The organism is Variovorax paradoxus (genome assembly GCF_040544635.1).
Taxonomy (GTDB): Bacteria; Pseudomonadota; Gammaproteobacteria; order Burkholderiales; family Burkholderiaceae_C; genus Variovorax; species Variovorax paradoxus_R.
In genome coordinates this window covers 16,623-43,312 of the sequence record NZ_JBEPKJ010000021.1, presented here as the reverse complement: position 1 = coordinate 43,312, position 26,690 = coordinate 16,623, and the positions used below count along the sequence as shown (strand labels likewise).

At 64.6% G+C, this 26,690-nt stretch carries 27 protein-coding genes and 1 tRNA gene; 18 read left to right on the top strand and 10 right to left on the bottom strand.

Features of this window, described 5'->3' with window-relative positions:
- Nucleotides 1–90 precede the first annotated feature (90 nt).
- The 6 genes from hemA to ABIC94_RS26670 all read left to right on the top strand — a co-directional run bounded on the left by hemA (nt 91) and on the right by ABIC94_RS26670 (nt 5,635).
- Nucleotides 91–1,362, top strand: a complete 1,272-nt coding sequence (gene hemA / locus ABIC94_RS26695; RefSeq protein WP_354376054.1) for a glutamyl-tRNA reductase — start codon at nt 91–93, stop codon at nt 1,360–1,362.
- A gap of 98 nt (nt 1,363–1,460) precedes the next feature.
- Nucleotides 1,461–2,549, top strand: a complete 1,089-nt coding sequence (gene prfA, locus ABIC94_RS26690) for a peptide chain release factor 1 (protein WP_354376053.1) — start codon at nt 1,461–1,463, stop codon at nt 2,547–2,549.
- A gap of 2 nt (nt 2,550–2,551) precedes the next feature.
- Nucleotides 2,552–3,415, top strand: a complete 864-nt coding sequence (gene prmC, locus ABIC94_RS26685) for a peptide chain release factor N(5)-glutamine methyltransferase (protein ID WP_354376071.1) — start codon at nt 2,552–2,554, stop codon at nt 3,413–3,415.
- Between the two features lie 31 nt (nt 3,416–3,446).
- Nucleotides 3,447–3,776: a Grx4 family monothiol glutaredoxin gene (grxD, locus tag ABIC94_RS26680; RefSeq protein ID WP_124960760.1), complete on the top strand. Its 330-nt coding sequence runs from the start codon at nt 3,447–3,449 to the stop codon at nt 3,774–3,776.
- A gap of 19 nt (nt 3,777–3,795) precedes the next feature.
- Nucleotides 3,796–4,299 (top strand): cupin domain-containing protein, encoded by a 504-nt coding sequence (locus tag ABIC94_RS26675; RefSeq protein ID WP_354376052.1) that lies wholly within the window; start codon nt 3,796–3,798, stop codon nt 4,297–4,299.
- Nucleotides 4,300–4,351: 52 nt separating this feature from the next.
- A complete protein-coding gene (locus ABIC94_RS26670; RefSeq protein ID WP_354376050.1) occupies nt 4,352–5,635 on the top strand; it encodes a hemolysin family protein in 1,284 nt (427 codons plus the stop codon).
- 24 nt (nt 5,636–5,659) lie between these two features.
- Here ABIC94_RS26670 and ABIC94_RS26665 read toward each other — a convergent pair whose 3' ends face one another.
- The gene (locus tag ABIC94_RS26665) at nt 5,660–6,316 is read right to left on the bottom strand and encodes a lytic transglycosylase domain-containing protein (protein ID WP_354376049.1); all 657 of its coding nucleotides are present in this window, start codon (nt 6,314–6,316) and stop codon (nt 5,660–5,662) included.
- A complete protein-coding gene (locus ABIC94_RS26660; RefSeq protein WP_354376047.1) occupies nt 6,313–8,058 on the bottom strand; it encodes a proline--tRNA ligase in 1,746 nt (581 codons plus the stop codon). The genes ABIC94_RS26665 and ABIC94_RS26660 overlap by 4 nt, the downstream gene beginning before the upstream one ends.
- Before the next feature lie 143 nt (nt 8,059–8,201).
- Here ABIC94_RS26660 and ABIC94_RS26655 point away from each other — a divergent pair, with 143 nt between their 5' ends.
- Nucleotides 8,202–8,870, top strand: a complete 669-nt coding sequence (locus ABIC94_RS26655) for an RNA pyrophosphohydrolase (RefSeq protein WP_354376070.1) — start codon at nt 8,202–8,204, stop codon at nt 8,868–8,870.
- Nucleotides 8,871–8,988: 118 nt separating this feature from the next.
- Complete coding sequence (locus tag ABIC94_RS26650; protein WP_354376045.1) at nt 8,989–9,411, top strand: CNP1-like family protein; 423 nt, start codon at nt 8,989–8,991, stop codon at nt 9,409–9,411.
- 36 nt (nt 9,412–9,447) lie between these two features.
- Here ABIC94_RS26650 and proB read toward each other — a convergent pair whose 3' ends face one another.
- The 4 genes from proB to rplU form a co-directional block, all read right to left on the bottom strand.
- Complete coding sequence (proB, locus tag ABIC94_RS26645; protein ID WP_354376044.1) at nt 9,448–10,587, bottom strand: glutamate 5-kinase; 1,140 nt, start codon at nt 10,585–10,587, stop codon at nt 9,448–9,450.
- Between the two features lie 105 nt (nt 10,588–10,692).
- On the bottom strand, nt 10,693–11,769 hold the full coding sequence (gene cgtA, locus ABIC94_RS26640) for an Obg family GTPase CgtA (protein WP_354376043.1): 1,077 nt from the start codon (nt 11,767–11,769) through the stop codon (nt 10,693–10,695).
- A gap of 84 nt (nt 11,770–11,853) precedes the next feature.
- Complete coding sequence (rpmA, locus tag ABIC94_RS26635) at nt 11,854–12,114, bottom strand: 50S ribosomal protein L27 (protein ID WP_028259150.1); 261 nt, start codon at nt 12,112–12,114, stop codon at nt 11,854–11,856.
- A gap of 12 nt (nt 12,115–12,126) precedes the next feature.
- Nucleotides 12,127–12,438, bottom strand: a complete 312-nt coding sequence (rplU, locus tag ABIC94_RS26630) for a 50S ribosomal protein L21 (protein ID WP_015866992.1) — start codon at nt 12,436–12,438, stop codon at nt 12,127–12,129.
- A 188-nt stretch (nt 12,439–12,626) separates the two neighbouring features.
- Between rplU and ABIC94_RS26625 the strand changes: the two genes are divergently transcribed.
- From ABIC94_RS26625 to ABIC94_RS26580, 10 genes are all read left to right on the top strand, one after another.
- The gene (locus ABIC94_RS26625; protein WP_354376041.1) at nt 12,627–13,619 is read left to right on the top strand and encodes a polyprenyl synthetase family protein; all 993 of its coding nucleotides are present in this window, start codon (nt 12,627–12,629) and stop codon (nt 13,617–13,619) included.
- Between the two features lie 49 nt (nt 13,620–13,668).
- A tRNA-Pro gene (locus ABIC94_RS26620) sits at nt 13,669–13,745 on the top strand.
- A gap of 116 nt (nt 13,746–13,861) precedes the next feature.
- Nucleotides 13,862–15,601: a type IV-A pilus assembly ATPase PilB gene (gene pilB / locus ABIC94_RS26615; protein WP_354376040.1), complete on the top strand. Its 1,740-nt coding sequence runs from the start codon at nt 13,862–13,864 to the stop codon at nt 15,599–15,601.
- Between the two features lie 27 nt (nt 15,602–15,628).
- Nucleotides 15,629–16,858 carry a type II secretion system F family protein gene (locus tag ABIC94_RS26610; protein ID WP_354376038.1) on the top strand — a complete coding sequence of 410 codons (1,230 nt, stop codon included), beginning with the start codon at nt 15,629–15,631 and terminating at the stop codon, nt 16,856–16,858.
- Entirely contained in the window at nt 16,858–17,823 is a 966-nt protein-coding gene (locus ABIC94_RS26605; protein WP_354376037.1) for a prepilin peptidase, read from the top strand. Before ABIC94_RS26610 ends, ABIC94_RS26605 begins: the two co-directional genes overlap by 1 nt.
- A 10-nt stretch (nt 17,824–17,833) precedes the next feature.
- Nucleotides 17,834–18,439 (top strand): dephospho-CoA kinase, encoded by a 606-nt coding sequence (gene coaE, locus ABIC94_RS26600; RefSeq protein WP_354376036.1) that lies wholly within the window; start codon nt 17,834–17,836, stop codon nt 18,437–18,439.
- 75 nt (nt 18,440–18,514) lie between these two features.
- Entirely contained in the window at nt 18,515–20,008 is a 1,494-nt protein-coding gene (locus ABIC94_RS26595; protein WP_354376035.1) for an MBOAT family O-acyltransferase, read from the top strand.
- A 1-nt stretch (nt 20,009) separates the two neighbouring features.
- Entirely contained in the window at nt 20,010–21,050 is a 1,041-nt protein-coding gene (locus ABIC94_RS26590) for a hypothetical protein (protein WP_354376034.1), read from the top strand.
- Nucleotides 21,051–21,077: 27 nt separating this feature from the next.
- Complete coding sequence (gene zapD / locus ABIC94_RS26585) at nt 21,078–21,833, top strand: cell division protein ZapD (RefSeq protein WP_354376033.1); 756 nt, start codon at nt 21,078–21,080, stop codon at nt 21,831–21,833.
- Between the two features lie 25 nt (nt 21,834–21,858).
- On the top strand, nt 21,859–22,080 hold the full coding sequence (locus ABIC94_RS26580) for a DNA gyrase inhibitor YacG (protein ID WP_354376032.1): 222 nt from the start codon (nt 21,859–21,861) through the stop codon (nt 22,078–22,080).
- 31 nt (nt 22,081–22,111) lie between these two features.
- Here the strand turns inward: ABIC94_RS26580 and ABIC94_RS26575 are convergent, their stop codons facing one another.
- The 4 genes from ABIC94_RS26575 to argJ are packed head-to-tail and all read right to left on the bottom strand — an operon-like array spanning nt 22,112 to nt 26,687.
- Entirely contained in the window at nt 22,112–24,079 is a 1,968-nt protein-coding gene (locus ABIC94_RS26575) for an acyltransferase family protein (RefSeq protein WP_354376031.1), read from the bottom strand.
- Nucleotides 24,080–24,133: 54 nt separating this feature from the next.
- Nucleotides 24,134–24,589, bottom strand: a complete 456-nt coding sequence (locus ABIC94_RS26570; RefSeq protein WP_354376030.1) for a (deoxy)nucleoside triphosphate pyrophosphohydrolase — start codon at nt 24,587–24,589, stop codon at nt 24,134–24,136.
- Nucleotides 24,586–25,461 carry an ATP-binding protein gene (locus ABIC94_RS26565; RefSeq protein WP_354376029.1) on the bottom strand — a complete coding sequence of 292 codons (876 nt, stop codon included), beginning with the start codon at nt 25,459–25,461 and terminating at the stop codon, nt 24,586–24,588. The genes ABIC94_RS26570 and ABIC94_RS26565 overlap by 4 nt, the downstream gene beginning before the upstream one ends.
- Complete coding sequence (argJ, locus tag ABIC94_RS26560; protein ID WP_354376028.1) at nt 25,458–26,687, bottom strand: bifunctional glutamate N-acetyltransferase/amino-acid acetyltransferase ArgJ; 1,230 nt, start codon at nt 26,685–26,687, stop codon at nt 25,458–25,460. Before argJ ends, ABIC94_RS26565 begins: the two co-directional genes overlap by 4 nt.
- Nucleotides 26,688–26,690 lie beyond the last annotated feature (3 nt).

Below are 26,690 nucleotides of genomic sequence, written 5' to 3'. Positions count from 1 at the left end.
GGCGCTCGCGGCGCCCTTTCTGGTTTTCCTGATTACACGGCAAACCCCTCGGCAGCCGCATAGCTCCTGCTGATTTTATAATCAGGGGATATGTCAGTCTGGACCCTCGGGTTGAACCACACGACCGCGCCGCTCGATCTGCGCGGTCGTTTCGCGTTCGCGCTCGATCAACTGGCGCCCACGCTGCAGAGTTTGCGCAATTCGTTCGCCACCGGCCGCCATCCGCAGGTCGAGGCCGCGATCATCTCGACCTGCAACCGCACCGAAATCTACTGCGCCGCCGAGCACGCCGCGCTCGATCACACGGTGGGCTGGCTGGCCGAAAACGGCGGGGTGGCACCGGCGCTGCTGCGCTCGCACTCCTACACGCTGCACGACGACGAGGCTGCCCGCCATGCGTTCCGCGTGGCCAGCGGGCTCGATTCCATGGTGCTGGGCGAAGCGCAGATCCTCGGCCAGATGAAAGACGCCGTGCGCGCGGCCGAAACCGCCGGCGCGCTTGGCAGCACGCTCAACCAGCTGTTCCAGCGTTCTTTCGCGGTTGCCAAGGAAGTGCGTACCGCCACCGAGATCGGCGCGCATTCCATCAGCATGGCGGCCGCTGCGGTCCGGTTGGCCGGTCAACTCTTCGAAGACCTGCACCAGACACGCGTTCTGTTCGTGGGCGCGGGTGAAATGATCGACCTGGCCGCCACGCATTTCGCGGCCAAGGACCCGAAGTCGATCGCCATTGCCAACCGCACGCTCGAGCGCGGCGAAAAGCTGGCCTCGCGCTTCGGCGGCGAGGCGATGCGGCTGGCCGACCTGCCGGCGCGGCTCGCCGAATTCGACATCGTGGTGAGCTGTACCGCGAGCACGCTGCCCATCATCGGCCTGGGTGCCGTCGAGCGCGCGCTCAAGGCGCGCAAGCACCGCCCGATGTTCATGGTCGACCTGGCGGTGCCGCGCGACATCGAGCCCGAAGTGAAGGCACTGGAAGACATCTATCTCTACACCGTGGACGACCTCGCCCAGGTGGTGCAGCAGGGCCAAGCCAATCGGCAGGCGGCGGTGGCGCAGGCCGAAGTGATCATCGACGCCGGTGTGCAGAGCTTCATGCACTGGCTCGGCCAGCGCGGTACGGTGCCGCTGATCCAGCAGCTCAACGCCCAGACCGACGAGTGGCGTGCGGCCGAGATGGCCCGCGCGCGCAAGCTGCTGGCCAGGGGCGAACCGGTCGACGCGGTGCTCGAGGCCATGTCCCGCGGGCTCACGCAGAAGATGCTGCACGGCGCGCTGGCCGAACTGCATGCGGGCGACGCGGCTTCGCGCGAGCAAACGGCCCACACGATTTCGCGGCTCTTCCTGCGCAAAGAGCGTTAGCGACGCTTGCCGCAGCCGGCCCCGGCCCGTTGCCGCGGCCATCCCGCGCCTTGCCGCCGCGAGCCGCGCTCCCTCCTTCTTTTTCGGCCCCTTTCGACGTGAAACCTTTTCTGCGCCACCAACTCGAGCGCTACGCCCAGCGCCTCGGCGAACTCGACTTTCTGCTGTCGCGCGAAGACATCATGAGCGACATGGCGCAGTACCGCACCATCTCGCGCGAGCATGCCGAAATCACGCAGATCGCGGGCCGCTACGAACGCTACAAGCAGCGCGAGGCCGACATTGCCGGCGCGCGCGAAATGCTCGACGACCCCGACATGGCCGAGATGGCGCAGGAAGAAATCGCGGGTGCCGAAGCCGAGCTGATCCAGCTAGAGGAAGAGCTGCAGCGCCTGCTGCTGCCCAAGGACCCGGACGATTCGCGCAACGCATTCCTCGAAATCCGGGCCGGTACGGGCGGCGACGAATCGGCCCTGTTCGCTGGCGACCTGCTGCGCATGTACACGCGCTATTGCGAGCGCGCCGGCTGGCGCTGCGAGGTGGTGAGCGAGAGCGAGAGCGAACTCGGCGGCTACAAGGAAGTGGTGATCCGCATCGTCGGCAACGACGTGTTCGGCCATCTGCGCTTCGAGTCGGGCGGCCACCGCGTGCAGCGCGTACCGGCCACCGAAACCCAGGGCCGCATCCACACCAGCGCCTGCACGGTGGCCGTGCTGGCCGAGCCCGACGAAACGGTGGCGGTGCAGATCAACCCGGCCGACCTGCGCATCGACACCTACCGCGCGAGCGGCGCCGGCGGCCAGCACATCAACAAGACCGACTCGGCCGTGCGCATCACGCACATTCCGACCGGCATCGTGGCCGAGTGCCAGGACGACCGCAGCCAGCACCGCAACAAGGCGAAGGCGCTGCAGGTGCTCTCGGCACGCATCCAGGAGAAGGAGCGCAGCGAGCGCGCCGCCAAGGACGCCGCCATGCGCAAGGGGCTGATCGGCAGCGGCGACCGCTCGGACCGCATTCGCACCTACAACTTTCCGCAGGGCCGGCTCACGGACCACCGCATCAACCTCACGCTCTACAAGCTGCTGGCGATCATGGAAGGCGACCTTGGCGACGTGCTGGACGCCCTGCGCGCCGCGCGCGAGGCCGAGCAGCTGGCCGAGCTCGAATCGAGCCTGCCGGCGTGACGATGACGACCCCGCCCACCCCGGTGCCCGACGCGCCCGCCACCGTGGCGCAGGCATTGGCTGCGGCGGTGGCACTGGGCGTCGACAGGCTCGACGCACAGTTGCTGCTGCTGCACACGCTCGGCCGCGCGCCGCATGACCGCGCGTGGCTGCTGGCACACGACACCGACGCCATTTCCGGCGCGGCGTGGTCCGCGCTGGCGGCGCGGCTGTCTCGCAGGCTGACGAACGAGCCGGTGGCCTACCTGCTCGGCGAAAAAGAGTTTCACGGCCTTACCCTGCAGGTGGACGCGCGGGTGCTGGTGCCGCGCCCCGACACCGAAACGCTGGTCGACTGGGCCCTGGAATGCCTCGACGGTCGCAATGCGCCGCGCGTGCTCGACCTGGGCACCGGCAGCGGCGCCATCGCGCTGGCGCTGCAGCATGCGCGTCCGGACGCGCAGGTCGACGCGGTCGATGCCAGCGCCGATGCACTGGCCGTCGCCCAGGCCAACGCCCGGCGCCTCGGCCTGCCGGTGCGCTTCAGCCAGGCCCATTGGCTCGACGGTGCCGCCAGCGGCTACGCGATCATCGCCAGCAATCCGCCGTACATCGCCATCGACGACCCGCATCTGCCCGCGCTGCAGCACGAGCCCTCGGCCGCGCTGGTGGCGGGGGCCGACGGGCTCGACGACATCCGCCAGATCGTGCAGCACGCCCCTTCGCACCTCGCGGAAGGCGGCTGGCTGCTGCTGGAACACGGCCACGACCAGGCCGCCGCGGTGCGCCAGCTGCTCGAAACGCGGGGTTTCGCGGAAGTTCAAAGCCGCGATGACCTTGCCGGCATCGCGCGCTGTTCCGGCGGAATCTGGCGCCCGGTGAAATAATCCCCTCAAGCCCACTTTTTCAGGAGTCCCCATGTCCGACGCTCAACAACGCATCGACGATCTCGTCAAGACCAACGACCTCGTGCTCTTCATGAAGGGCAACGCGAGCTTTCCGATGTGCGGCTTTTCGGGCCGCGCGATCCAGATCCTCAAGGCGGTCGGTGTCGACACCAAGACGCTCAAGACCGTCAACGTGCTCGAAGACGACGGCATCCGCCAGGGCATCAAGGAATACAGCAACTGGCCGACCATTCCCCAGCTCTACGTGAAGGGCGAATTCGTGGGCGGCTCGGACATCATGATGGAGATGTACGAATCGGGCGAGCTGCAGCAGGTGCTGGGCGGCAGCAATCCGGCCTGATTTTTCTTCCGGGCCCGCGATGAGCCACGATCACGAAGACCACGCGCACGGTGGCAAGTCCGCATCGGCGTGGAAGCACGACGGCGTGCGCGTGATCGCGGCCAACCAGCTCGACGTCAACACGGCCCAGACGCCCGGCATGAACCGGGCGGCAGCCATCAACTTCGCCCGCGTCGGTGCGCAGAAGCTGTGGGCCGGCACCGTCACCATTCACGCCGATGCCAAGACCGGCGCCCATCACCATGGGCACCTCGAGTCGGTGATCTATGTCGTGCGCGGCCGGGCCCGCATGCGGTGGGGCGAGAAGCTCGAGTTCACGGCCGAAGCCGGGCCGGGCGATTTCATCTACGTGCCGCCCTATGTGCCGCACCAGGAAATCAATGCCAGCGCGACCGAGTCGCTCGAGTGCGTGCTGTGCCGCAGCGATGGCGAGGCGGTGGCGGTCAATCTCGATATCGAGCCGGTAGAAAAACCCGAATCGGTGCTCTGGGTCGACCCGACCCATCCGCACGGCGGAATCTGATCGTTTTTGCCGAGCCGAGTCATGGCACCATGGCACTCTTCGCCGTGCCACCATGACCCTGACCCACAGCCTGCTCATCATCATCCTGCTGATCGCGATGAGCGCGTTCTTCTCCCTTGCCGAAATCACCCTGGCCGCATCGCGCCGCCTGCGCTTGCGCCAGATGGCCGACGAGGGCGACGCACGGGCCGAACGCGTGTTGCGCGTGCAGGAGCAGCCGGGCCACTACTTCACCGTGGTGCAGATCGGCCTCAACGCTGTGGCGATCCTCGGCGGCGTTGTAGGTGAGGGCTCGCTCAGCCCGTACTTTGCGCGTTTCTTCGAGAACTGGATGAGCGTGGAGGCCTCGGCGAACGTGGCCTTCCTGTGCTCGTTCGTGATCGTCATCGCGGTTTTCCTGGTGTTCGCCGACCTGTTTCCCAAGCGGCTGGGCATGAGCGACCCGGAGCGCATCGCGGTGCGCATGGTCGGGCCGATGCTGGTGCTGATCACCGCCTTCAAGCCGCTGGTGTGGTTCTTCACGCGCTGCACCGACTTGCTGTTCAAGGTGCTCGGCATGCCGATGGCGCGCGACGACAAGATCACCTCGGCCGACATCCTGGCCATGACCGAGGCCGGCGCCCGCGCGGGCGTGCTCGCGGTGCGCGAGCAGCAGGTAATCGCCAACGTGTTCGAACTCGACACCCGCCTCGTGAGCAGCGTGATGACGGCGCGCGACAACATCGCCTGGTTTCTGCACGACGACCCCGAATCGGTGCTCAGGGCGCGCATCGTGGCCGAGCCTTTTTCGGCCTACCCGGTGTGCGACGACGACATCGACCATGTGCTCGGCTATGTCGACGCCAAGGAAATGTTCCAGCGCGTGCTGAGCGGCCAGCCGCTGGCCTTCGACCAGGGCCTGACGCTGCACAAGGCGCTGGTCATCCCCGACCGGCTCTCGCTCACCGAAGTGCTCGAGCAGTTCCAGCAGGCGCGCGAAGACTTCGCCATCATCGTCAACGAGTACAGCCTGGTGGTGGGCGTGATCACGCTCAACGACGTGATGAGCACGGTGATGGGCGACCTGGTGTCGATGCTTGACGAAGAACAGATCGTCAAGCGCGACGAGAACTCATGGCTGATCGACGGCGTGACGCCGATCCAGGATGTGCAGCGCGCGCTGCACATCGACGAGCTGCCGCATTCGGACGAATACGAAACGCTGGCGGGCTTCCTGATGGTGATGCTGCGCCGGGTGCCCAAGCGCACCGACAGCGTGAGCTGGGCTGGCTACACCTTCGAGGTGATGGACGTCGACAGCTACCGCATCGACCAGGTCATGGTCACACGCACTTAGCTCGCCCCCAGTCTGCGCGCAAGATCAGGCGGCCGAGCGATCCCGGTCCACGAAGGTCCAGAGGCGCTGGTTCGCGAACACGGCGTTCGGGTACGGTGCCTTGCCGCGGCTGCCGTTATAGCGGCCGAGGGTCATGTACAGGTCGCCGTTCTCGCGGTCGAGGTAATGGCGCAGGATGACGCAGCCGAAGCGCAGGTTGGTCTGCATGTGGAACAGCTTGGCGGAGTCGCTGTCGCCTATCACGCGGGTCCAGAACGGCATGACCTGCATGTAGCCTCGCGCACCGGCGCTGGACACCGCGAACTTCCGAAAGTTGCTCTCGACCTGGATCAGACCGAGCACCAGGCTCACGTCGAGGCCCGAGCGCTTGGCTTCATACCAGACGGTCTGCAGGAATTCCTTGCGCGTGGGCCAGTCGGCAATCTTCTTCTTGAGGCGCTCGCTCATCTCGCCCAGCCAGCGCAGGTAGGTCAGGCGGGCCTCGGTACTCATGAACTCGGGCACCGGCGGTGCCTTGTTGTGAACGGCCGAACTCAGCGCCGTGCGCACCGAGTCGATCAAAGGTTCTTCGATCTGCGCGCCGGCGTGGGCGGCCTGCGGCAGCGACAGCGCCGCCAGGGCGCCCGCAGTCACGGCGCCGCCCAGGCACCGGCGTCGCGAGAGGCCTCCCTCCAAGCTCATGCCGCGAGCTTGCCGGTGATGAATTCGGCGATGCCGGCAGACGGCACCTTGGTGGCCGCCGTGTCGCGGCGATGCTGGTATTCCAGCTGGCCTTCTTTCAGGCCGCGGTCGGAAATGACGACGCGGTGCGGCACGCCGATCAGTTCCCAGTCGGCGAACATCGCGCCGGGACGCTCGCCGCGGTCGTCGAGCAGCACGTCGACGCCCTTGGCGAGCAGCTCTTCGTAAAGCGCCTCGGCCGCCACCTTGACCTCCGGGCTGCGGTCCATGCCGATCGGGCAGACCACCACGGTGAACGGCGCCAGTGCGTCGGGCCAGATGATGCCGCGCTCGTCGTGGTTCTGTTCGATGGCGGCGGCAGGCAGGCGCGTGATGCCGATGCCGTAGCAGCCCATCTCGAGGAACTGCGGCTTGCCGGCTTCGTCGAGGTAGGTGGCGTTCATGTCCTTGCTGTACTTGGTACCGAGCACGAACACATGGCCGACTTCGATGCCGCGCTCGATGGCGAGCACGCCCTTGCCGTCGGGCGAGGCGTCACCCGCCACCACGTTGCGCAGGTCGGCCACCAGCTCGGGCTCGGGCAGGTCGCGGCCCCAGTTGACGCCGGTCATGTGAAAGTCGATTTCGTTGGCGCCCGTGATCCAGTCGGCCATGACGGCCGCCTCGCGGTCGGCCACGAGCTTGACGGGCTTCTTGAGGTTCAGCGGGCCGAGGTAGCCGGGCTTGCAGCCGAAGTGGTCCTCGATTTCGGCCAGGGTCGCGAAGCGAAAGCCCTTGTCGAGGCCAGGCACCTTGCTGACCTTGATCTCGTTCATGTCGTGGTCGCCGCGCAAGAGCAGCAGCCAGACCTGCGAACCCTTGGGGTTGCCGGCCTTATCGAGGATGTCGGTGGCCAGCACCAGCGACTTGACGGTGGTCGAGAGCGGCACGCCGAGCAGCTCGGCCACATCCGCGCAGGTGCTCTTTCCGGGGGTCGGCGTCTTCTCGAGCGCCTTGGCCGCCGCGGGGCGCGGGCCGGCGGGGGCCAGTGCCTCGGCCTTTTCCATGTTGGCCGCGTAGTCGCTGCCCGGGCAGTAGACGATGGCGTCTTCGCCGGTGGCGGCAATCACCTGGAACTCTTCGCTCAGGTCGCCGCCGATGGCGCCGCTGTCGGCCGCCACGGCACGGTAGCGCAGGCCGAAGCGGTCGAAGATGCGGCGATAGGCATCGGCCATGACCTGGTAGCTGGCCTTGGCCGCGCCCAGGTCGCGGTCGAAGCTGTAGGCGTCCTTCATGATGAACTCGCGCCCACGCATGAGGCCGAAGCGCGGACGGCGCTCGTCGCGGAACTTGGTCTGGATCTGGTAGAAATTCTTCGGCAGCTGCTTGTAGCTGCGGATTTCCTGGCGCGCGATGTCGGTCACCACCTCTTCGCTGGTGGGCTGGATCACGAAGTCGCGGTCATGCCGGTCCTTGATGCGCAGCAGCTCGGGGCCCATCTTGTCGAAGCGGCCGGTCTCCTGCCAGAACTCGGCCGGCTGCACCACGGGCATCGTGAGCTCGACCGCTCCGGCGCGGTTCATTTCCTCGCGCACGATCGCCTCGACCTTGCGGATCACGCGCAGGCCCATCGGCATGTAGGTATAGATACCGGTGCCGAGCTTCTTGATCATGCCGGCGCGCATCATGAGCCGATGGCTCGCGACCTCGGCATCGGCGGGCGCCTCCTTGAGGGTGGAGACAAAAAATCGGGAAGCTTTCATCGGGATCGGGCTGGTGGATTCAAAGTCGTAGGGAAAACGGGTGCCGGAAGAGACCTCCGGGAGCCCGTGAGCCTCGAACTGGCCGCTTGCCGAGCGCAACCCGGCATGCATAATCGACTCAGTTCAAAAATTGGGGTTTGATTATGCTCGACCGGGACGGCTTCAGGCCCAACGTCGGCATCATCCTGCTCAACCAGAGAAACCAGGTTTTCTGGGGCAAACGCATACGCACGCATTCCTGGCAGTTTCCGCAAGGCGGCATAGACCGCGGGGAAAGTCCCGAACAAGCCATGTTTCGGGAACTGCACGAGGAAGTCGGGCTCCATCCGGAGCACGTGCGCATCGTGGCCCGTACCCGTGACTGGTTGCGCTACGAGGTGCCGGATCGGTTCATTCGCCGTGACGCACGGGGCCACTACAAGGGCCAGAAGCAAATCTGGTATTTGCTGCAATTGATCGGTCACGACTGGGATCTGAACCTGCGCGCGACCGACCACCCCGAGTTCGACGCCTGGCGATGGCACGACTACTGGGTGCCGCTCGATGTGGTCGTCGAATTCAAACGCGGCGTCTACGAGATGGCACTGACCGAGCTCGCTCGCTACCTGCCGCGGCAGGATTTCCGCAACCGCTTCCTGCGCAGCAATGTGCGCGCCCGAGAGTTCGAGCGCCACATGCCAGACGGCGGTGCTCCCGCGGGACTGGACCTGCCGCCCGGCGGCAGTTTCGACCCGCATCCCGACATTCCTTCCGTGAGCGATGAACCTTCTTCTCCCAACAGCAAAACGCCTTTCTTTCCGTCGCAACGCTGAACGCGCCCTGCTTCTCCTGTGTGTCGCCGTGCTTGCCGGATGCGCATCGGGCAAGCACGACACAGACAACCCCGACTGGGCGCAATCGGGCATGCCACCGCCACCCAAGCGGTCCGAGATGGACACCGAATGGGAGGAAACCACTGCACCTCCGCCGCCGGCTTTCAGCGAAAGCCGTCTGCTGCCGATCGAGATGCCGCCCTACATGAGCCTGAAGTTCGGCGTCGACCCGAGCACCATTGCCATCACGCGCGATGGCATCGTGCGCTACGTGGTGGTGGCGCAAAACCGCAACGGCGGCGGCGCCAACGCCTTCTATGAAGGGGTGCGCTGCTCGACCGGGGAAATGAAGAGCTACGCCCGCTACAACAACGGCACCTGGCAGGAAACGAAGACACCGGAGTGGAAGCGGATCAGCGACCTGAACTCGCGCTACGCCAAGGCGCTGTCGACACAGGCGTTGTGCCGCGGCAATGCGCCGCGCAATTCGGTCGGGGACATGGTCCAGAACCTGCGCAACCCGGTGCGCGAAGTGCAGTGACCCAGTAACGGGGCCTCGCGCCCCGTTTTTTATCGGCTAGCCGGGCATCAGCACCATGTTGTCGCGGTGGACCATCTCCGGCTCCGCGACATAGCCCAGCAAACGCTCGAATTCCGACGAGGGCTTGCGGCACAGGAGGCGAGCTTCCATGCTTGAGTAATTGGCCAGGCCGCGGGCCAGTTCCACCCCCTCGGGGTCGCGAACGGCAATCACGTCGCCACGCGAAAACTCGCCCGACACGCCCGTCATGCCGATCGGCAGCAAGCTCTTGCCCTCGGCGCGCACCTTGGCCGCGGCGCCGGCATCGACGGTAACGGAGCCGCGCAATTGCAGGTGGTCGGCCATCCAGCGCTTGCGAGCCTGGTGCTTGGCAGTCTGGGCAACCAGCAAGGTGCCGATGGATTCGCCGCGCGCCAGGCGCAACAGGGCATCGGGCTCCCGGCCCCAGGCAATCACGGTGGAAGCGCCGGAACCGGCGGCGCGCTTGGCTGCCAGGATCTTGGTGATCATGCCGCCGCGGCCGAGGCTGGAGCCGGCCCCGCCTGCCATCGCTTCGAGAGCCGGATCGCCTGCCGCCGCCTCGTGCACGAACTTGGCGTCCGGGTCCTTGCGCGGATCGGCGGTGAAGAGACCCTTCTGATCGGTCAGGATGACCAGCGCATCGGCTTCGACCAGGTTGGCCACGAGCGCGCCGAGCGTGTCGTTGTCGCCGAACTTGATCTCGTCGTTGACGACGGTGTCGTTCTCGTTGATGACCGGCACTACGCCCAGTCTGAGCAGCGTGACGAGGGTCGAGCGCGCATTGAGATAGCGTTCGCGGTCGGCCAGGTCGGCATGGGTCAGCAGCACCTGCGCGCTGCCCATTTCGTTCTCGCGCAGCTTGGTCTCGTACATCTGGGCCAGCCCCATCTGCCCGACGGCCGCGGCCGCCTGGAGTTCGTGCACCTCGTGCGGCCGGGTGCGCCAGCCGAGACGCTTCATGCCTTCGGCAATGGCGCCGCTCGAGACCATCACGACCTCTCGCCCGTCGCGCACGAGTGCCGCCAGCTGGCGGCACCATTCGCCGATGGCGCCTTCGTCCAGACCCCGCCCCTCGTTGGTCACGAGGCTCGAGCCCACCTTGACGACGATTCGGCGGGCGTCCCGCAAGGCAGTGGATCCGGAATTCGAGGTCATGTGAGGATGTAGCGGTCGTGAATACTCGTGTTCTGCTGTCTATGGACGGTCGGTCGCATCGACATCCATGCGGACATCGATGCCGCATGGATTCTTGTCTGTCACTCAGCTTGGGTCGGGCGGCAATTCGGCAAAGCGCGGATCGACCTCGGCCGGAACCTGCTCAGCCACCTGTTGCGCCTTGATGTGCTGGTAGACCGCCTGCACCAGATGCTCGCAGCCTTCCCGCGTGAGCGCGGAGATTTCGAACACGGGCCCCTTGAAGCGCATGCGCTTGACGAAGTCCTTGATGCGCGCCGCACGCTCGTCGCCGGGCACCATGTCGAGCTTGTTGAGCACGAGCCAGCGCGGCTTCTCGTAGAGCGCAGTGTCGTACTTCTTCAACTCGCCGACGATGGCCTTCGCCTGCGCGACCGGGTCGACGGTTTCGTCGAACGGCGCCAGATCGATGACATGCAGCAGCAGGCGGGTGCGCTGAAGATGGCGCAGGAACAGATGGCCCAGGCCCGCGCCTTCCGATGCGCCTTCGATCAGCCCGGGAAGATCCGCCACCACGAAGCTTTGCTCCGGACCGACGCGCACCACGCCAAGATTCGGGTGCAGCGTGGTGAAGGGGTAGTCCGCAATGCGCGGACGGGCGTTCGAGATGGCGCTGATCAGCGTCGACTTGCCCGCGTTGGGCATGCCGAGCAGGCCCACATCGGCAAGCACCTTCAGCTCGAGCTTGAGGCTCTTCTTCTCGCCCGGCCAACCCGGAGTCTTCTGCCGGGGAGCACGGTTGATGGCGCTCTTGAAGCGCATGTTGCCAAAGCCGCCGTCGCCGCCCTTGGCGATGGTGATGACCTCGCCTTCCGTCAGCAGCTCATACAGCACCTCGCCCGTTTCGGCGTCCGAGATGATGGTGCCGACGGGCATCTTCAGGACGATGTCGTCGCCCGCGGCGCCGAACATGTCGGAGCCCATGCCGTGCTCGCCGCGCCTGGCTTCGTGGCGGCGCGAATAGCGGAAGTCGACCAGGGTGTTGAGGTTGGAATCGGCCACCGCGTAGACGTGGCCGCCACGGCCGCCGTCGCCACCGTTGGGGCCGCCGAATTCCTTGTATTTTTCATGACGGAACGACACGCAGCCGTTGCCGCCATCGCCTGCGGCGATGTCGATGAAGGCTTCGTCGACGAACTTCATGGGGTATCCAGTGTACAAATGAAGAAGCCCCGGCAAAGCGGGGCTTCGGACTGATCGAGTGGTAACTCGTGAGTGACCGGGTTTTTAGGCCGCGGGGGTCACGTTGACCATGTGCTTGTTCAGTGCGCCCTTGACGCCGAACGACACGTGGCCGTCGACCAGTGCAAACAACGTGTGGTCCTTGCCCACGCCGACATTCACGCCGGGGTGGAACTGGGTGCCGCGCTGGCGCACGATGATCGAGCCTGCGCTGATCAGTTCGCCGCCGAATGCCTTCACGCCGAGCATCTTGGGCTTGGAATCGCGCCCGTTTCGCGTTGAGCCGCCGCCTTTTTTCTGTGCCATGGAATCTGCTCCTTAGCCGGCGATCGCGCCGATTTGCAGTTCAGTGAACTGCTGGCGATGGCCTTGACGTTTCTGATAGTGCTTGCGACGGCGCATCTTGAAGATGCCGACCTTGTCGTGCTTGCCGTGCGACAGTACCGTGACTGTCACCGTTGCGCCGGACACCAGGGGCGTACCGATCTTGATTTCGCTGCCGTTGCCGACTGCGAGAACCTGATCGATCACGATTTCCTGGCCTACATCCGCAGCAATCTGTTCTACTTTAATTTTTTCGCCGGAAGCAACGCGATACTGCTTGCCGCCGGTTTTTATGACCGCGTACATGTGAACCTCTTGGGAATATGAGCTCTACGGCGAATTCCGCAGAGCCCTAGATTCTAGCACGGTTTGCGCGCGCTAACATGGTTTCAGTCGAAGCCGGCCCGGACAGCATCCGCTCGTCCCTATAATCTGCGCCTTCCGGCCTTGTGCCGCCGCTACCTTCGTATTCAGACGCGCCGCGCGCAAACGCTTTGCCAGTTCACGCCGCCGATACCTCCCCCACCGCCACCGTGCTGGATTTGATCGCCGGCGACATGGTCGAAGTCGACCGCGTGATTGCGCGGCGCCTCGACACAGGCGTGCCCCTGGTCAGCCAGGTTTCGAAGTACATCATTTCCGCAGGCGGCAAACGCTTGCGGCCTGCGCTGCTGCTTCTCATGTCTGGGGCCCTGGGCTACACCGGCGAGCAGCGCTTCAACCTGGCGGCGGTGGTGGAGTTCATCCACACGGCCACCCTGCTGCACGACGACGTCGTGGACGAATCGACGCTGCGGCGCGGACGCCCCACGGCCAACGAATCGTTCGGAAATCCGGCCAGCGTGCTGGTCGGCGACTTCCTGTATTCGCGCGCCTTCCAGATGATGTTGGATGCAAACAACATGCGCATCATGCAAATTCTGGCCGAGGCGACCAACGTGATCGCGGAAGGCGAAGTGCTCCAGTTGATGAACATGCACGACGCTTCGCTGGATGAAGCCGCCTACCTGCGCGTGATCCGCTCGAAGACCGCCAAGCTTTTCGAAGCCAGCACGAGGCTCGCCGCCGTGTTGGCCGGCGCCACGCCCGAAGTCGAGGAAGCCTGCGCCACCTATGGCCAGGCGCTGGGCACGGCGTTCCAGGTGATCGACGACGTGCTCGACTACGCGGGAGACGCCCACGAAACAGGCAAGAACGTGGGCGACGATCTTCGCGAAGGCAAGACCACGCTGCCGCTGATTTTCGCCATGCGGCGCGGCAATGCCGAGCAGGCCGCCTTGGTGCGCGCGGCCATCCAGGCGGGTGATACGGCCCAGCTGGGCAAGATCGTGGAAATCGTCCATAGCACCGGGGCGCTGGAAGCATCGCGTGCCGCCGCGGCCGACGAGGCGAAGCGTGCGATTCACGCATTGCGCAACTTTCCGTCCAATTCGCACGCCGACGGTTTGCTACAATTGGCGGCTCAGTTGCTTGAGCGACGTGCCTGAACACCTCACAAGAGTTGGCAAGGACGAATTCTCTTTTTCTGCAACCAATCGGGGTGTAGCTTAGCCTGGTAGAGCGCTACGTTCGGGACGTAGAGGCCGGAGGTTCGAATCCTCTCACCCCGACCAGTCTTTTTGGCTGGCACCAATAATGCCCATGCCTGTTGCTGCTTAGCGATTTACAGGGCGAGGGCGTTCAGCGATGATCGTGAAGCATTTTTTCACATCTCTTGCAATTTCGCTGAATGGCTGCTGCCGAACTTCCTGTTAAAGAAAACACGCAAATCGCCCTCCCGGGCCTTGCGCGCGCCCTGGTTTCGGCCGGTAAGCTTCCTGCGAAGATTGCGGAAGACATCTATCAGAAGTCGCTGAGCGGCCGAACCAGTTTCATTGCCGAGCTGACCGGCAGCGGCGCCGTCTCGGCCGCCGACCTGGCCCACACGCTTTCTTCCGCCTTCGGCGCCCCGCTGCTCGACCTGGACGCGATCGACCATCAGCGGCTGCCCAAGGACCTGCTCGACCCGAAGCTGTGCCTCGCCTACCGCATCGTGGTGCTCAGCAAGCGCAACAACCGTCTCATTGTTGCAACAGCCGACCCCTCGGACCAGCAGGCAGTGGAAAAGATCAAGTTCGCGTCCCAGATGGGTGTGGACTGGGTCATTGCCGAGTACGACAAGCTGTCGCGCATGATCGAGGCCGCCGCGGTCAGCGCGTCGGAAACCCTCAACAATATCGTTGGTGGCGGGGAGTTCGAGTTCGACGACGTCACGGCCGATGCGTCGGGCGATGCGAACGAACAGGCGGCTATCGCCGAAGTCGAGGATGCGCCGGTCGTTCGGTTTCTGCACAAGATGCTGCTTGACGGCGTCAGCATGCGCGCCTCGGACATTCACTTCGAGCCTTACGAGCACAACTACCGCGTGCGCTTTCGCATCGACGGCGAGCTGCGCGAGATCGCCAGCCCGCCGACGCTGATCAAGGACAAGCTGGCGTCGCGGATCAAGGTGATTTCGCGGCTCGACATTTCCGAAAAGCGCATTCCGCAAGACGGGCGCATGAAGCTCAAGATCGGCCCCGATCGGGTGATCGACTTTCGCGTCAGCACGCTGCCCACGCTGTTCGGCGAGAAGATCGTGATCCGTATTCTGGATCCGAGCAGCGCGCGCCTGGGCATCGATGCGCTCGGCTACGACGCCGACGAAAAGGAACGGCTGCTTCATGCAATCGGCCGCCCCTACGGCATGGTGCTGGTCACCGGCCCCACGGGTTCGGGCAAAACGGTGTCGCTCTACACCTGCCTGAACCTGCTCAACCAGCCCGGCGTGAACATTGCCACGGCGGAAGACCCGTCCGAAATCAATCTGCCGGGTGTGAACCAGGTCAACGTCAACGAGCGCGCCGGCCTCACGTTCGCGACCGCGCTGCGCGCCTTTCTGCGGCAGGATCCCGACATCATCATGGTCGGCGAAATCCGGGACCTCGAAACGGCCGACATCTCGATCAAGGCGGCCCAGACGGGTCACCTGGTGCTCTCGACGCTGCACACCAACGACGCCCCGACCACGCTCACGCGGATGCGGAATATGGGCATTGCCCCGTTCAACATCGCCTCGAGCGTCATCCTGATCACCGCGCAGCGGCTGGCGCGCCGTCTCTGCCATGTGTGCCGCGCGCCGTCCGACGTACCACGCCAGGCACTGCTCGACGCGGGCTTCAAGGAAGAAGAGCTCGACGGTTCCTGGAAACCCTATCGGCCGGTCGGCTGCTCGGCGTGCAGCAGCGGCTACAAGGGCCGTGTCGGCATCTACCAGGTGATGCCGATCTCGGAAGCCATCCAGGCCATCATCCTGCGCGATGGCAGCGCGATGGACATCGCACGCCAGTCCGAAGCCGAGGGCGTCCGCTCGCTGCGGCAGTCCGGGCTCAGAAAAGTCATGCAAGGGCTCACCTCACTCGAAGAAGTGGTGGCGGTCACCAACGAATAACGAACACACTGCAAAATCGGAGATCGAATGGCAACAGTGGCATCCACCCGCACTTCAAACACACTCAAGGAATTTGTCTACGAGTGGGAAGGCAAGGACCGCAACGGCAAGCTGGTGCGCGGCGAGCTTCGGGCCGCCGGCGAAAACCAGGTGCAGGCCGCATTGCGGCGCCAAGGGGTTCTTGCATCCAAGATCAAGAAGCGCCGCATGCGCTCGGGCAAGTCCATCAAGCCCAAGGACATCGCGATCTTCACGCGCCAGCTGGCAACGATGATGAAGGCCGGCGTGCCGCTTTTGCAGTCGTTCGACATCGTCGGCCGGGGCAATGCCAATCCGAGCGTTGCCAAGCTGCTGAACGACATCCGAAGCGACGTGGAGACCGGCACCTCGCTTTCGGCGGCCTTCCGCAAGTTCCCGAAGTATTTCGACAATCTCTACTGCAACCTGGTGGAAGCCGGCGAAGCGGCCGGCATCCTGGAAGAACTGCTGGACCGTCTTGCCACCTACATGGAGAAGACGGAGGCGATCAAGTCGAAGATCAAGTCGGCGCTGATGTATCCGACCTCCGTGGTGGTCGTCGCATTCGTCGTGGTGGCCATCATCATGATCTTCGTGATTCCAGCGTTCAAGCAGGTGTTCACATCTTTCGGCGCCGACCTGCCCGCACCGACGCTGTTCGTGATGGCAATCAGCGAAATCTTCGTCGCGTATTGGTGGCTGATCTTCGGCGTGATCGGCGGCGGGATTTACTTCTTCCTGCAGGCTTGGAAGCGTAACGAACGTGTGCAGCGAGTGATGGACCGTGCACTGCTGCGCGTGCCGATCTTCGGTACGCTCATCGAGAAATCGTGTATCGCCCGTTGGACTCGCACCCTCGCCACCATGTTCGCCGCTGGCGTTCCGCTGGTCGAAGCATTGGATTCAGTGGGAGGCGCTTCGGGCAACACCGTCTACGGCGACGCCACGGCCAAGATCCAGCAAGAGGTCTCGACCGGCACCAGTCTCACCACGGCCATGACCAACGTCAACCTGTTCCCCTCGATGGTGATCCAGATGACGGCCATCGGCGAGGAGTCCGGCTCCATCGACCACATGCTCGGCAAGGCCGCCGACTTCTACGAGTCTGAAGTGGACGACATGGTTGCGGGCCTCTCGAGCCTGATGGAGCCCATCATCATCGTGTTCCTGGGCACCATCATCGGCGGCATCGTGGTGTCGATGTACCTGCCGATCTTCAAGCTGGGCCAAGTCGTTTGATGCTGGTTTCGCAGGAGTTCGACGCCGTTTTCGCAGGCGTCCTTGGGTTGCTGGTCGGCAGTTTCCTCAATGTGGTGATCTACCGCACCCCGGTGATGATGTACCGGGGCTGGCTGGCCGATGCCGTGGCCAATCTCATGTCGTCCAAGGACGTGCCGTCGCTCTGGACCTTGGTGTTCGGGCCGAAGACACCGCCTCCTGCGGGGCTCGAAGCCGCGGCGGACAAGGCGGCCGCGGCCATCGAGGCGCTGCCGCCGTTCGATCTGACTCGTCCGGCTTCGCGCTGCGGGGCCTGCAGGCACAAGATCCGGTGGTACCAGAACATTCCGGTGCTGAGCTACCTGGTGCTGCGGGGCCGTTGTGCCTCCTGCAAGACCACCATCAGCCCGCGCTACCCGATCGTCGAACTGATCACTGGAGCGCTGTTCGCCCTGTGTGCCTACCGCTTCGGCCTGACGCCCACGGGTGCGCTCTGGGCGGCATTCGCAGCGCTGCTGGTCTGCCAGTTCCTGATCGATTTCGACACGCAGTTCCTTCCCGACGCACTCAACTACCCGTTGCTGTGGCTCGGCCTCATCGGGGCGGCCATGGGATGGACCGGCACTTCATTGAATTCCGCGGTCTGGGGCGCCGTGTTCGGCTACCTGAGCCTCTGGCTTGTGTACCATGGCTATCGCCTGGTCACGGGCAAGGAAGGCATGGGATATGGCGACTTCAAACTGCTGGCTGCATTGGGCGCTTGGCTCGGGGCCGATTACCTTATCGCCATCGTCCTCGTTTCTTCGCTGGTGGGCGCGGTGATCGGCCTGACATTGCGTTTCGTCGGCAAGCTGGCGCACAAGGACATTCCCATGGCCTTCGGCCCCTTCCTTGCCGGCGCGGGCTTGGTCTGCCTCGTGGCAGGCCCTGAACTTGTGCGGCAATGGATTCCCTTCGCCTTCCCGCTCGACCCATTGATTCGCTGAAGAGCGCGTGATGCGGCGCATCGGCTTGACGGGCGGGATCGGAAGCGGCAAGAGCACTGTTGCTGCGCTGCTGGTCGCCGAAGGCGCCGTGCTGGTCGACACCGACGCCATTGCACGCCGCATTGCAGAACCCGGCGGCATCGCAATGCCGGCCATCGAGACCGCATTCGGCCGCACCGTCATTGCGCCGGATGGCGGCCTGGATCGCGCCGGCATGCGGCAACTCGTTTTCGCCGACAGCAGCGCAAGGAAGCGCCTCGAATCGATCCTGCATCCGCTGATCGGCGCCGAGACGGAGCGCCTGGCCTTCGCCGCCGGCCAGGACGCCACGGTCGTCTTCGATGTGCCGCTTCTGGTTGAATCCGGCCGCTGGCGCGCCCTCGTCGACAGGGTGCTCGTGGTCGACGCAACCGAGGAGACGCAGTTGCGCCGCGTCGTGGCCCGCTCGGGTTGGGCACCCGAAGCCGTGCGTGCGGTGATCGCCCAGCAAGCCCCGCGCAAGCTGCGCAGGGCGGCCGCGGATGCGGTCATTTTCAACGAGTCGCTCTCGTTGGAGGAACTCGGCGCCCAGGTGCGGAGTCTCTGGAAGCTGTGGGCTTCGCCCGGCACGCGATAATTCGAGACTTGCCGCTGCAGCGGCTGCATAACGATCAAGACAGAGAAGGCGCTCACCGGGGTGCCATTCCCCGCGATGCTTTTCAATTCGTACCCCTTTATTTTTGTCTTTTTCCCGCTGGTCCTGATCGGTTTCTTCCTGATCGGCAAGCGCAATGCCCGGGCCGCCGCCGGATTTCTCGCCCTCGCGTCGCTGTTCTTCTACGGCTGGTGGAGCGTCAAGGCCCTTCCGCTGCTGCTGGCGTCGATCTGCATCAACTACTGGTTCGGCCTGCGCCTGACACCGGCCCCAGGGCGGGACGACCGCAAGCGAAAGTCCCTGCTGATCGTTGCGCTGGTGGTCAACCTCGGCGTGCTGGCGATCTTCAAGTACGCCAACTTCTTCGTTTCGAATGTGAACGACGGGCTGGCCGCGGCGGGCCTCTCGCAGTTGCCGTTGCTGCACATCGTGCTGCCGATCGGCATCTCGTTCTACACCTTTACCCAGATCGCCTTCCTGGTCGACTGCTGGCAGGGCAAGGTGCACGAGCGCAGTTTCATTCACTACGTGCTGTTCGTCACTTATTTCCCACACCTGATCGCGGGCCCGGTGCTGCATCACGCGCAGATGATGCCGCAGTTCGGCAACCCGTCCACCTACCGGATCAGCGCCAGCAACATTGCGCTCGGCCTGGGCATCTTCGTCTTCGGACTGGCCAAGAAGATGCTGATCGCCGACCCGCTCGGACAGTATGCGGACATGATGTTCAAGGGTGTCCATGAAGGCGTGCTGCCCTCGCTGTACACGGCGTGGCTGGGCGTGCTGGCCTATACCCTGCAGATCTATTTCGACTTCTCGGGCTATTCGGACATGGCGGTCGGCCTGTCTCTGTGCGTGGGCGTGCAGCTGCCGCTGAATTTCCGTTCGCCGTACAAGTCGACCAACATCATCGAGTTCTGGCGCCGCTGGCACATCTCGCTGTCCAACTTCCTGCGCGACTACCTCTACGTGCCGCTCGGCGGCAACCGCAAGGGGCCGGCCAGGCGCTACCTGAACCTGTTTCTCACCATGCTGCTGGGCGGCCTGTGGCATGGCGCCGCGTGGACCTTCGTGATCTGGGGCGCACTGCACGGCCTCTTCCTCATGGTCAACCATCTCTGGAACGCCACGGTCCGGCGCGGCAACACAAGCTCGTCGCGCCTCGGCCGTGTGCTCGGATGGTTCATCACTTTCCTGTGCGTGATGGTGGCGTGGGTGGTGTTCCGCGCCGACAGCATGACCGCGGCCATCGAGATCTACAAGGGCATGCTGGGCCTGCACGGCGTGCTGCCGAGTGCCTTCGGCGAGTTCAAGGTGCCGTTCCGCAAGCCCGAGTTCTTCCAGACCATGCTGGTCGGCCTCTTCATCTGCCTGGCCCTGCCCCCGACCATCACGCTCGACCGCTGGATCCCGTCGGTCGCTGCACTGGCCGGCCGCCCCGCGCTCAACCGCATCGCGACCGTGCTGACGGGCCTGGGATGCGTGTTCCTCTTCGGCCTGTGCGTGTCGAAATTCGGCAACTACAGTCCCTTCCTCTATTTCCAGTTCTGACATGGAAGACACGAAACCGGCCCGCATGTGGCTCGCCATCTTCGCCGCAGGCTTTCTCGTCTGCTGCGTGCTGCTGGTCATGAGCCTGCTGACACCCATTCCCTATGGCGACCTGACCCGCATCGGGCGCATTTCCGAGCGCGATTTCGGATGGCACCACCCGCCCCCGCCGATTCCGGACGCCAACATCAAGGCCTCGTCGATCCAGGAAGCCGATGTGCTGGTGATCGGCGACAGTTTTTCGGTCCGCTATGCCTGGCAGTCGCCACTGGTCGGCGCCGGCTACCGCGTGGCGACGGCGCACTGGGATAAAACAGGGCCGATGTGCGACGACTTCTCGGACTGGGTGCGCAAGTCCGGCTTCAAGGGCAAGGTCGTCATCATCGAAAGCATCGAGCGCCTGCTTCAGGGGCGCATCGAAGTCTCGGAAAAATGTGCGGGCATGAAGTACGCCTTCTTGCCGTCGCCCCCTCCCTTCGAAAATCCGTCCAAGCCCGCACCTACCGGTTTCCATCTGAATTGGGACGCAGAACTGCTGAGGGGCTGGCTGACCTACCGGAACACCCGCGCCATCGAACGTTCCGAGAGCTGGACCAACACGCCCGACCGCTGGGGCCCCCTTATCGACGCGCGCACCGTACCCGACGGCTGCAAGCAATTCAGCCATGTGGCTTGCAACAAATTGCTCATGACGGCCGAAGACCGTCTGATGGCGCCGCTCACCGCGGACTCCGCCACCTTCATGGCAAAGTTCACAGAAAAAATGGCACCGTCCCTGCGCATTATCTGGATGGTCGTGCCCAACAAGAGCACGGTGTATCTCGACCAGAGCCATGCCGCTGCATTCCGGAGCAGGTTCAACGACCTGAAGATCGGCCCGGATCTTTTTACACTGTCCGAGCAGAACCGCTTCAAAATCACAGACTTGTATCCCGCCAACGAAACGCATGTTTCCACCGCCGGGTACTTGCTCTTCGGTCAGCGTATGCTGGAGGCTGTGCGAGAAGTGCAGCCGGCTCCGGCGGCTACGAAATCGCCATGAACTCGTCCCTCACATGAACCCGAACGCGTGATCCTCTACGAGTACCCTTTCAACGAGCGCATCCGGACCTACCTGAGGCTGGAGCATCTGTTCCGCCGCCTTGGCGAGCTGGTGCCCGCGGAATCCGCGCTCTCCCATCATTTCGCCCTGATCACGATTTTCGAGATCATGGATGTTGCCGCGCGCGCCGACCTCAAGGCCGACGTCATGCGCGACCTCGAGAAGCACAAGAACGTCTTCAACAGCTATCGGGGCAATCCGGCGATCGCCGAGGCCGCCCTGGACCAGGTCGTTACCCAGCTCGAACGCAATTTCGCGGCGCTCAACAGCGTGGCCGGCAAGGCAGGCCAGGCGCTGACGGAGAACGAGTGGCTCATGAGCATCCGCAGCCGCGCCGGAATTCCGGGCGGTACCTGCGAGTTCGACCTGCCCGCGTACTACGCCTGGCAGCATCGCAGCGCATCGAGCCGGCGCGCGGATCTGGAGCGCTGGTCGAGCACGCTCGCGCCGCTGGCCGAATCCATCTACCTGCTGCTCAAGCTGCTGCGCGACGCCGACGTGCCCTACAAGGTGATCGCCACCCACGGCCAGTTTCAGCAGAACCTGCCGCAGGGGCGCAGCTTCCAGTTGCTGCGCCTGCGCATCGACCCGAGGCTCGGGCTGGTGCCGGAAATCAGCGGCAACCGGCTCATGGTTTCGGTACGGATGATGCAGCACGAGGCCGACGACCGCCTGCACCAGAGCACGGAAGACGCCGCCTTCGAACTCACGCTCTGCGCTTGAGCGCAGCAGACGGCAAGGACACGCCATGAGCAACGGCAGGACCCATAACGACATCGGCGAGCGCATCGTCCGCTGCCCAGCCTGTGGCGGCGACAGCGTCTACGCCGTGAGCAACCCCTACCGGCCCTTCTGCAGCGCGCGCTGCAAGGGCATCGACCTCGGCGCATGGGCCAACGAGGAATTCAAGATGCCCGCTGAGGAACCGCCTGACGACGAATCCTTCGGCGATCCGAAGCTGCAGCAGTAGCGCTGCGGCTCCCTCCGCGCTATCTCGCTATCTATTTCTTCGGCGCCCCGCTACCCGCGTCCAGCAGCGCGCGATCCATGTAGGTCGCAAACGAACGCGTGTACTTGGGCCGCAAGTGGCCGGCGTCCTTGTATGCGGGGGCACCATCGGACATGGTCCGCAGGCACTGGCCATCCGACGTGCACAGGTTGGCAACCGCGTCGATCACCTCCACGCCGCTCGCAATGCCGATCTGCCGCAGGCGGTCGTTCAATTCGCGCTGGTCCTGCGGTATCGGCAGCGTCGGCATCGAGGTCGACACCTTCATGGACGTCAGCCGGCTGCCTTCGAGCAGACGCTTGGGCTCGAAATCGGGGGTCACCGGAATGTCGAGCAGCAGATAGACCTTCTTGCCCTTGCTCGACAGTTCGCGCAGCAGCCGGCCGAGCGAATCGAACGCCAGCGCCATGCCGTCGCCGCCCCGGAACTGATGCGCCGCGCCGCTCGCATCCCGGAAGTAATAGCCCGGTGCGCCCCCGGCGATGAAATAGCAGTTCCAGCAGCCGCCAATCACCACCGTGTCGATCTCGGGGCTGCGGGCAAAGTCCAGCACGGCCGTGCGCCGCTCGGCGCAGCCCACGTTCGCATCGGCGAAAACGCCTGGGATCGGCGGGCAGGAGCCCTGCGTCGCGAAGTAGATGGTGTTTGCCTTGTCCGGCGCCGTGCGGGCGAGTTCCTCGGCGCGCGGACCGTACTGCTGAACATGGCTGTCGCCGATCAACAGGCTCTTGCGCGGGCCTTTGCCGACTTGATAGAGCAGATGCCGCCCGAGTTCGTAGTTCTTGAAGTCGTCGTAGTAGCCCACGTCGGCCGCGGCCTCGGAGATCTGCTGGAGACGGATGTCGTGGTGGCGCGGTTGCAGTGCCCCGGAGAAAACCACCAGGCCCACGACCACCAGCGCAATGCCCAGGCCCGCCAGCACGCGCAGCAAGCCGGGGCTGGTGCGCGTGCGCGTGTAGCGCTCGACGAACCGGTAGGTCAACCAGGCCAGCACCACGCTCGCAACAACCGCTCCCACGCGCACAGGCAGTGACGGCAAACCGTCGCTCAGGATGCGCGCATAGGCGAGCAGCGGCCAATGCCAGAGATAGAGCGGATAGCTGATGAGCCCGATCCACACCATCACGCGGTTCGACAGCAGGTATTTGTTGAGGAAGCCCGTGGGCCCGGCCGCAATGCAGCTCACGGCACCCAGCGTGGGCAGCAAGGCCCACCAGCCGGGAAAGGCCTTGTCGCCGCGGATCATCACCAGCCCGAGTGCGAGCAGGCCCACCCCGACGAAAGACTGCACGTGGCTGCGCATGCGGCTCGGCGCAACGGGCTTCAGCCGCATGCACGCCAGGATGCCGCCCACCATCAACTCCCAGAAGCGCGAAGCCGGCGAATAGAAAGCCGCCGTGCGAAACGGATGGATCGTGAGCACATTGACGAGAAACGACACCACCGCAATGACCAGGATCACGCGGATCATCGGCCAGCGCCGGCGCCAGGCCACGCCCAGCAGCACCGGCCAGAAAATGTAGAACTGTTCCTCGATGCCCAGCGACCACAGATGCAGCAGCGGCTTGGTTTCCGCGGCGGTGTCGAAATAGCCCGCGTCGGCCCAGAACACGAAATTGGCAAAGAAGGCCGCACCGCCCGTGACCTGCTTGCCCAACTGCGCAAACTCGTCGGACAGCAGCATGTACCAGCCGAAGCACAAGGTGGCGAACAGCACCAGGATCAACGCCGGAAAGATGCGCCGGATGCGCCGGGCATAAAAGTCCCGATAGCTGAAATCGCCCGCCACCTGGCTCTGCAGAAGAATGGTCGAGATCAGGAAGCCCGAGATCACGAAGAAGATGTCGACACCGATGAAGCCGCCGGGCAGCGCACCGGGAAACGCGTGATAGATCACCACGGAGGCCACGGCAATGGCACGCAGGCCGTCTATGTCCGGTCGGTACTTGGGATGCAGCATCTCGAGGGGTCGTTGAACGCGCTGTGGCGGTCCTGATTGTTTTTTGAAGAGGGACTACGCCGCTGACCCGGCGGCGTACGGAATGCCGCGTTCCTCGGCCAGCCATTCGAGCACCGGTATTGCGCCGGGCAGCACCGGCGTCACATCCAGCGGCAGTTGCTGCCAGCGCATTTCCTGCCCTTCGCGCATTTCGAACTCGCCGCTCCAGGCCGTGACCTTGCACCAGTGCAGCCGCACCAGTGCATGCGGGTAGTCGTGCTCGGTGATCTTCCAGACCTCGGCGCCCGCGATGGTGATACCCAGTTCTTCCTGCAACTCGCGGCGCAGTGCCTGCTCCACCGTTTCACCGGCCTCGATCTTGCCGCCCGGAAACTCCCAGAAGCCCGCGTAGGGCTTGCCTGCGGGACGCGTCGACAGCAGCAGTGCGTCGTCGGCCAGGCGAATCAGCACGCCGACGGCCACTTCGGTGTGCTTGCGGCCTTGCTGCGGCTCTTGAAGCTGCGCGCTCATGCAGCGGCCCGCCCGGCGTAATCGCGCGCGAACTGGTAAGCCACGCGGCCGCTGCGCGAACCGCGCTCGAGCGCCCAGACCAGCGCCTCGGGCCGGGCTGCCTCGATGGCGGCCTTGTCGACACCGAACGACGACAGCCACTGCGCGACGATCGCCAGGTATTCGTTCTGGCTGAAGGGATAGAAGCTCACCCAGAGACCGAAGCGCTCCGACAGCGAAATCTTCTCCTCGATCACCTCGCCGGGATGGACTTCGCCGTCCTCGGTGTGGGTGTAGCTGAGGTTGTCCTTCATGTATTCCGGCAGCAAGTGGCGCCGATTGCTGGTCGCGTAGATCAGCACGTTGGGCGTGGCCGCCGCAATCGAACCGTCCAGAATCGACTTCAGCGCCTTGTAGCCGGGCTCACCTTCGTCAAAGCTCAGATCGTCGCTGAACACGATGAATTTCTCGGGCCGCTGCGACACCACCTCGACGATGTCCGGCAGATCGGTCAGTTCGGCCTTGTCCACTTCGATCAGGCGCAGCCCCTGCGGCGCATAGGCCTGCAGGCAGGCGCGAATGAGCGACGACTTGCCCGTGCCGCGCGCACCGGTCAGCAGCACGTTGTTGGCCGGCTTGCCTTCGACGAACTGGCGTGTGTTGCGTTCGATCTTTTCCTTCTGGACGTCGATTTCCTTCAGCGAATCGAGCGCCATCGCGGCCACATGCTTGACCGGCTCGAGCACGCCATGGCCCGAACTGCGGCGCCGATAGCGCCATGCGATCGACGCGTTCCAGTCGGCCGGTGCCGCCAGCGGCTGCGGCAGGATCGACTCGATGCGGCCGATCAGCTGCTCGGCGCGCTCTAGCAGCTTCTGGAACTGTTCATTCATGACCTGTAGTCGGCGTTGATGGTCACGTAGTCGTGGCTCAGGTCACAGGTCCAGACCGTTTCGCTCGCATTGCCGCGGCCCAGGCCGATGCGCACGGTGATTTCGCTTTGCTTCATCACACGCTGGCCGTCTTCCTCGCGGTACGACGGATTGCGCCCGCCCTTGACCGCCACGTGAACGTCGTCGAGGAACAGGTCGATGCCGGTCTGGTCGAGATCGGCAATGCCTGCATAGCCGACGGCCGCCAGGATGCGGCCCAGGTTCGGGTCGCTGGCGAAGAACGCGGTCTTGACCAGCGGCGAATGCGCCACGGCATAGGCCACCTGCTTGCACTCCGCCGCATCGCGGCCGCCTTCGACCTGGATGGTGATGAACTTGGTCGCGCCTTCGCCGTCGCGCACGATGGCCTGCGCCAGCTGGCGCGCCACGTTCTGCATGGCAGCCACGAGCGCCTGCCCCTCGGGCGAATCCAGCGACGTGATGGTGGCGTGCGCGGCCTTCTGGGTAGCGATGACCACGAAGGAGTCGTTGGTCGAAGTGTCGCCGTCGATCGTCACGCGGTTGAACGAGGCATCGGCCAGTTGTCTGGCCAACGGCTGGATCAGCGACGGATCGATCCGGGCATCGGTCGCCATGAAGCCCAGCATGGTTGCCATGTTCGGCCGGATCATGCCGGCACCCTTGCTGATGCCGGTGATGGTGACCGTAGCGCCGCCGACCTGCGCCTGCTGGCTGAAAGCCTTGGGAATCGTGTCGGTGGTCATGATGCCCTCGGCCGCGCGCGCCCAGTGGTTCTCCGAGGCGTCGTCCAGCGCGGCGGGTAACCCGGCTTCGATGCGGTCCACCGGCAGCGGCTCCATGATCACGCCGGTCGAGAACGGCAGGATCTGCTCCGGCGCAATCTCCAGCATGCGCGCGAGCGCGATGCAGGTGGAACGCGTGCGCATCAGTCCGTCTTCGCCCGTGCCGGCGTTGGCGTTGCCGGTGTTGATGACCATGGCACGAATGCCGTAGCTGGCCGCCAGGTGATCGCGGCACACCTGCACCGGCGCCGCGCAGAAGCGGTTCTGGGTGAACACCCCGCCGACCGCCGAACCTTCGTCGATCAGCACGACGGTCAAGTCCTTGCGGTTGGCCTTGCGCACACCCGCTTCGGCCACGCCGATGCGGACGCCGGGCACCGCAAACAAGGCGGCAGGATCAGGGGCGGACAGGTTCACGGGCATGGC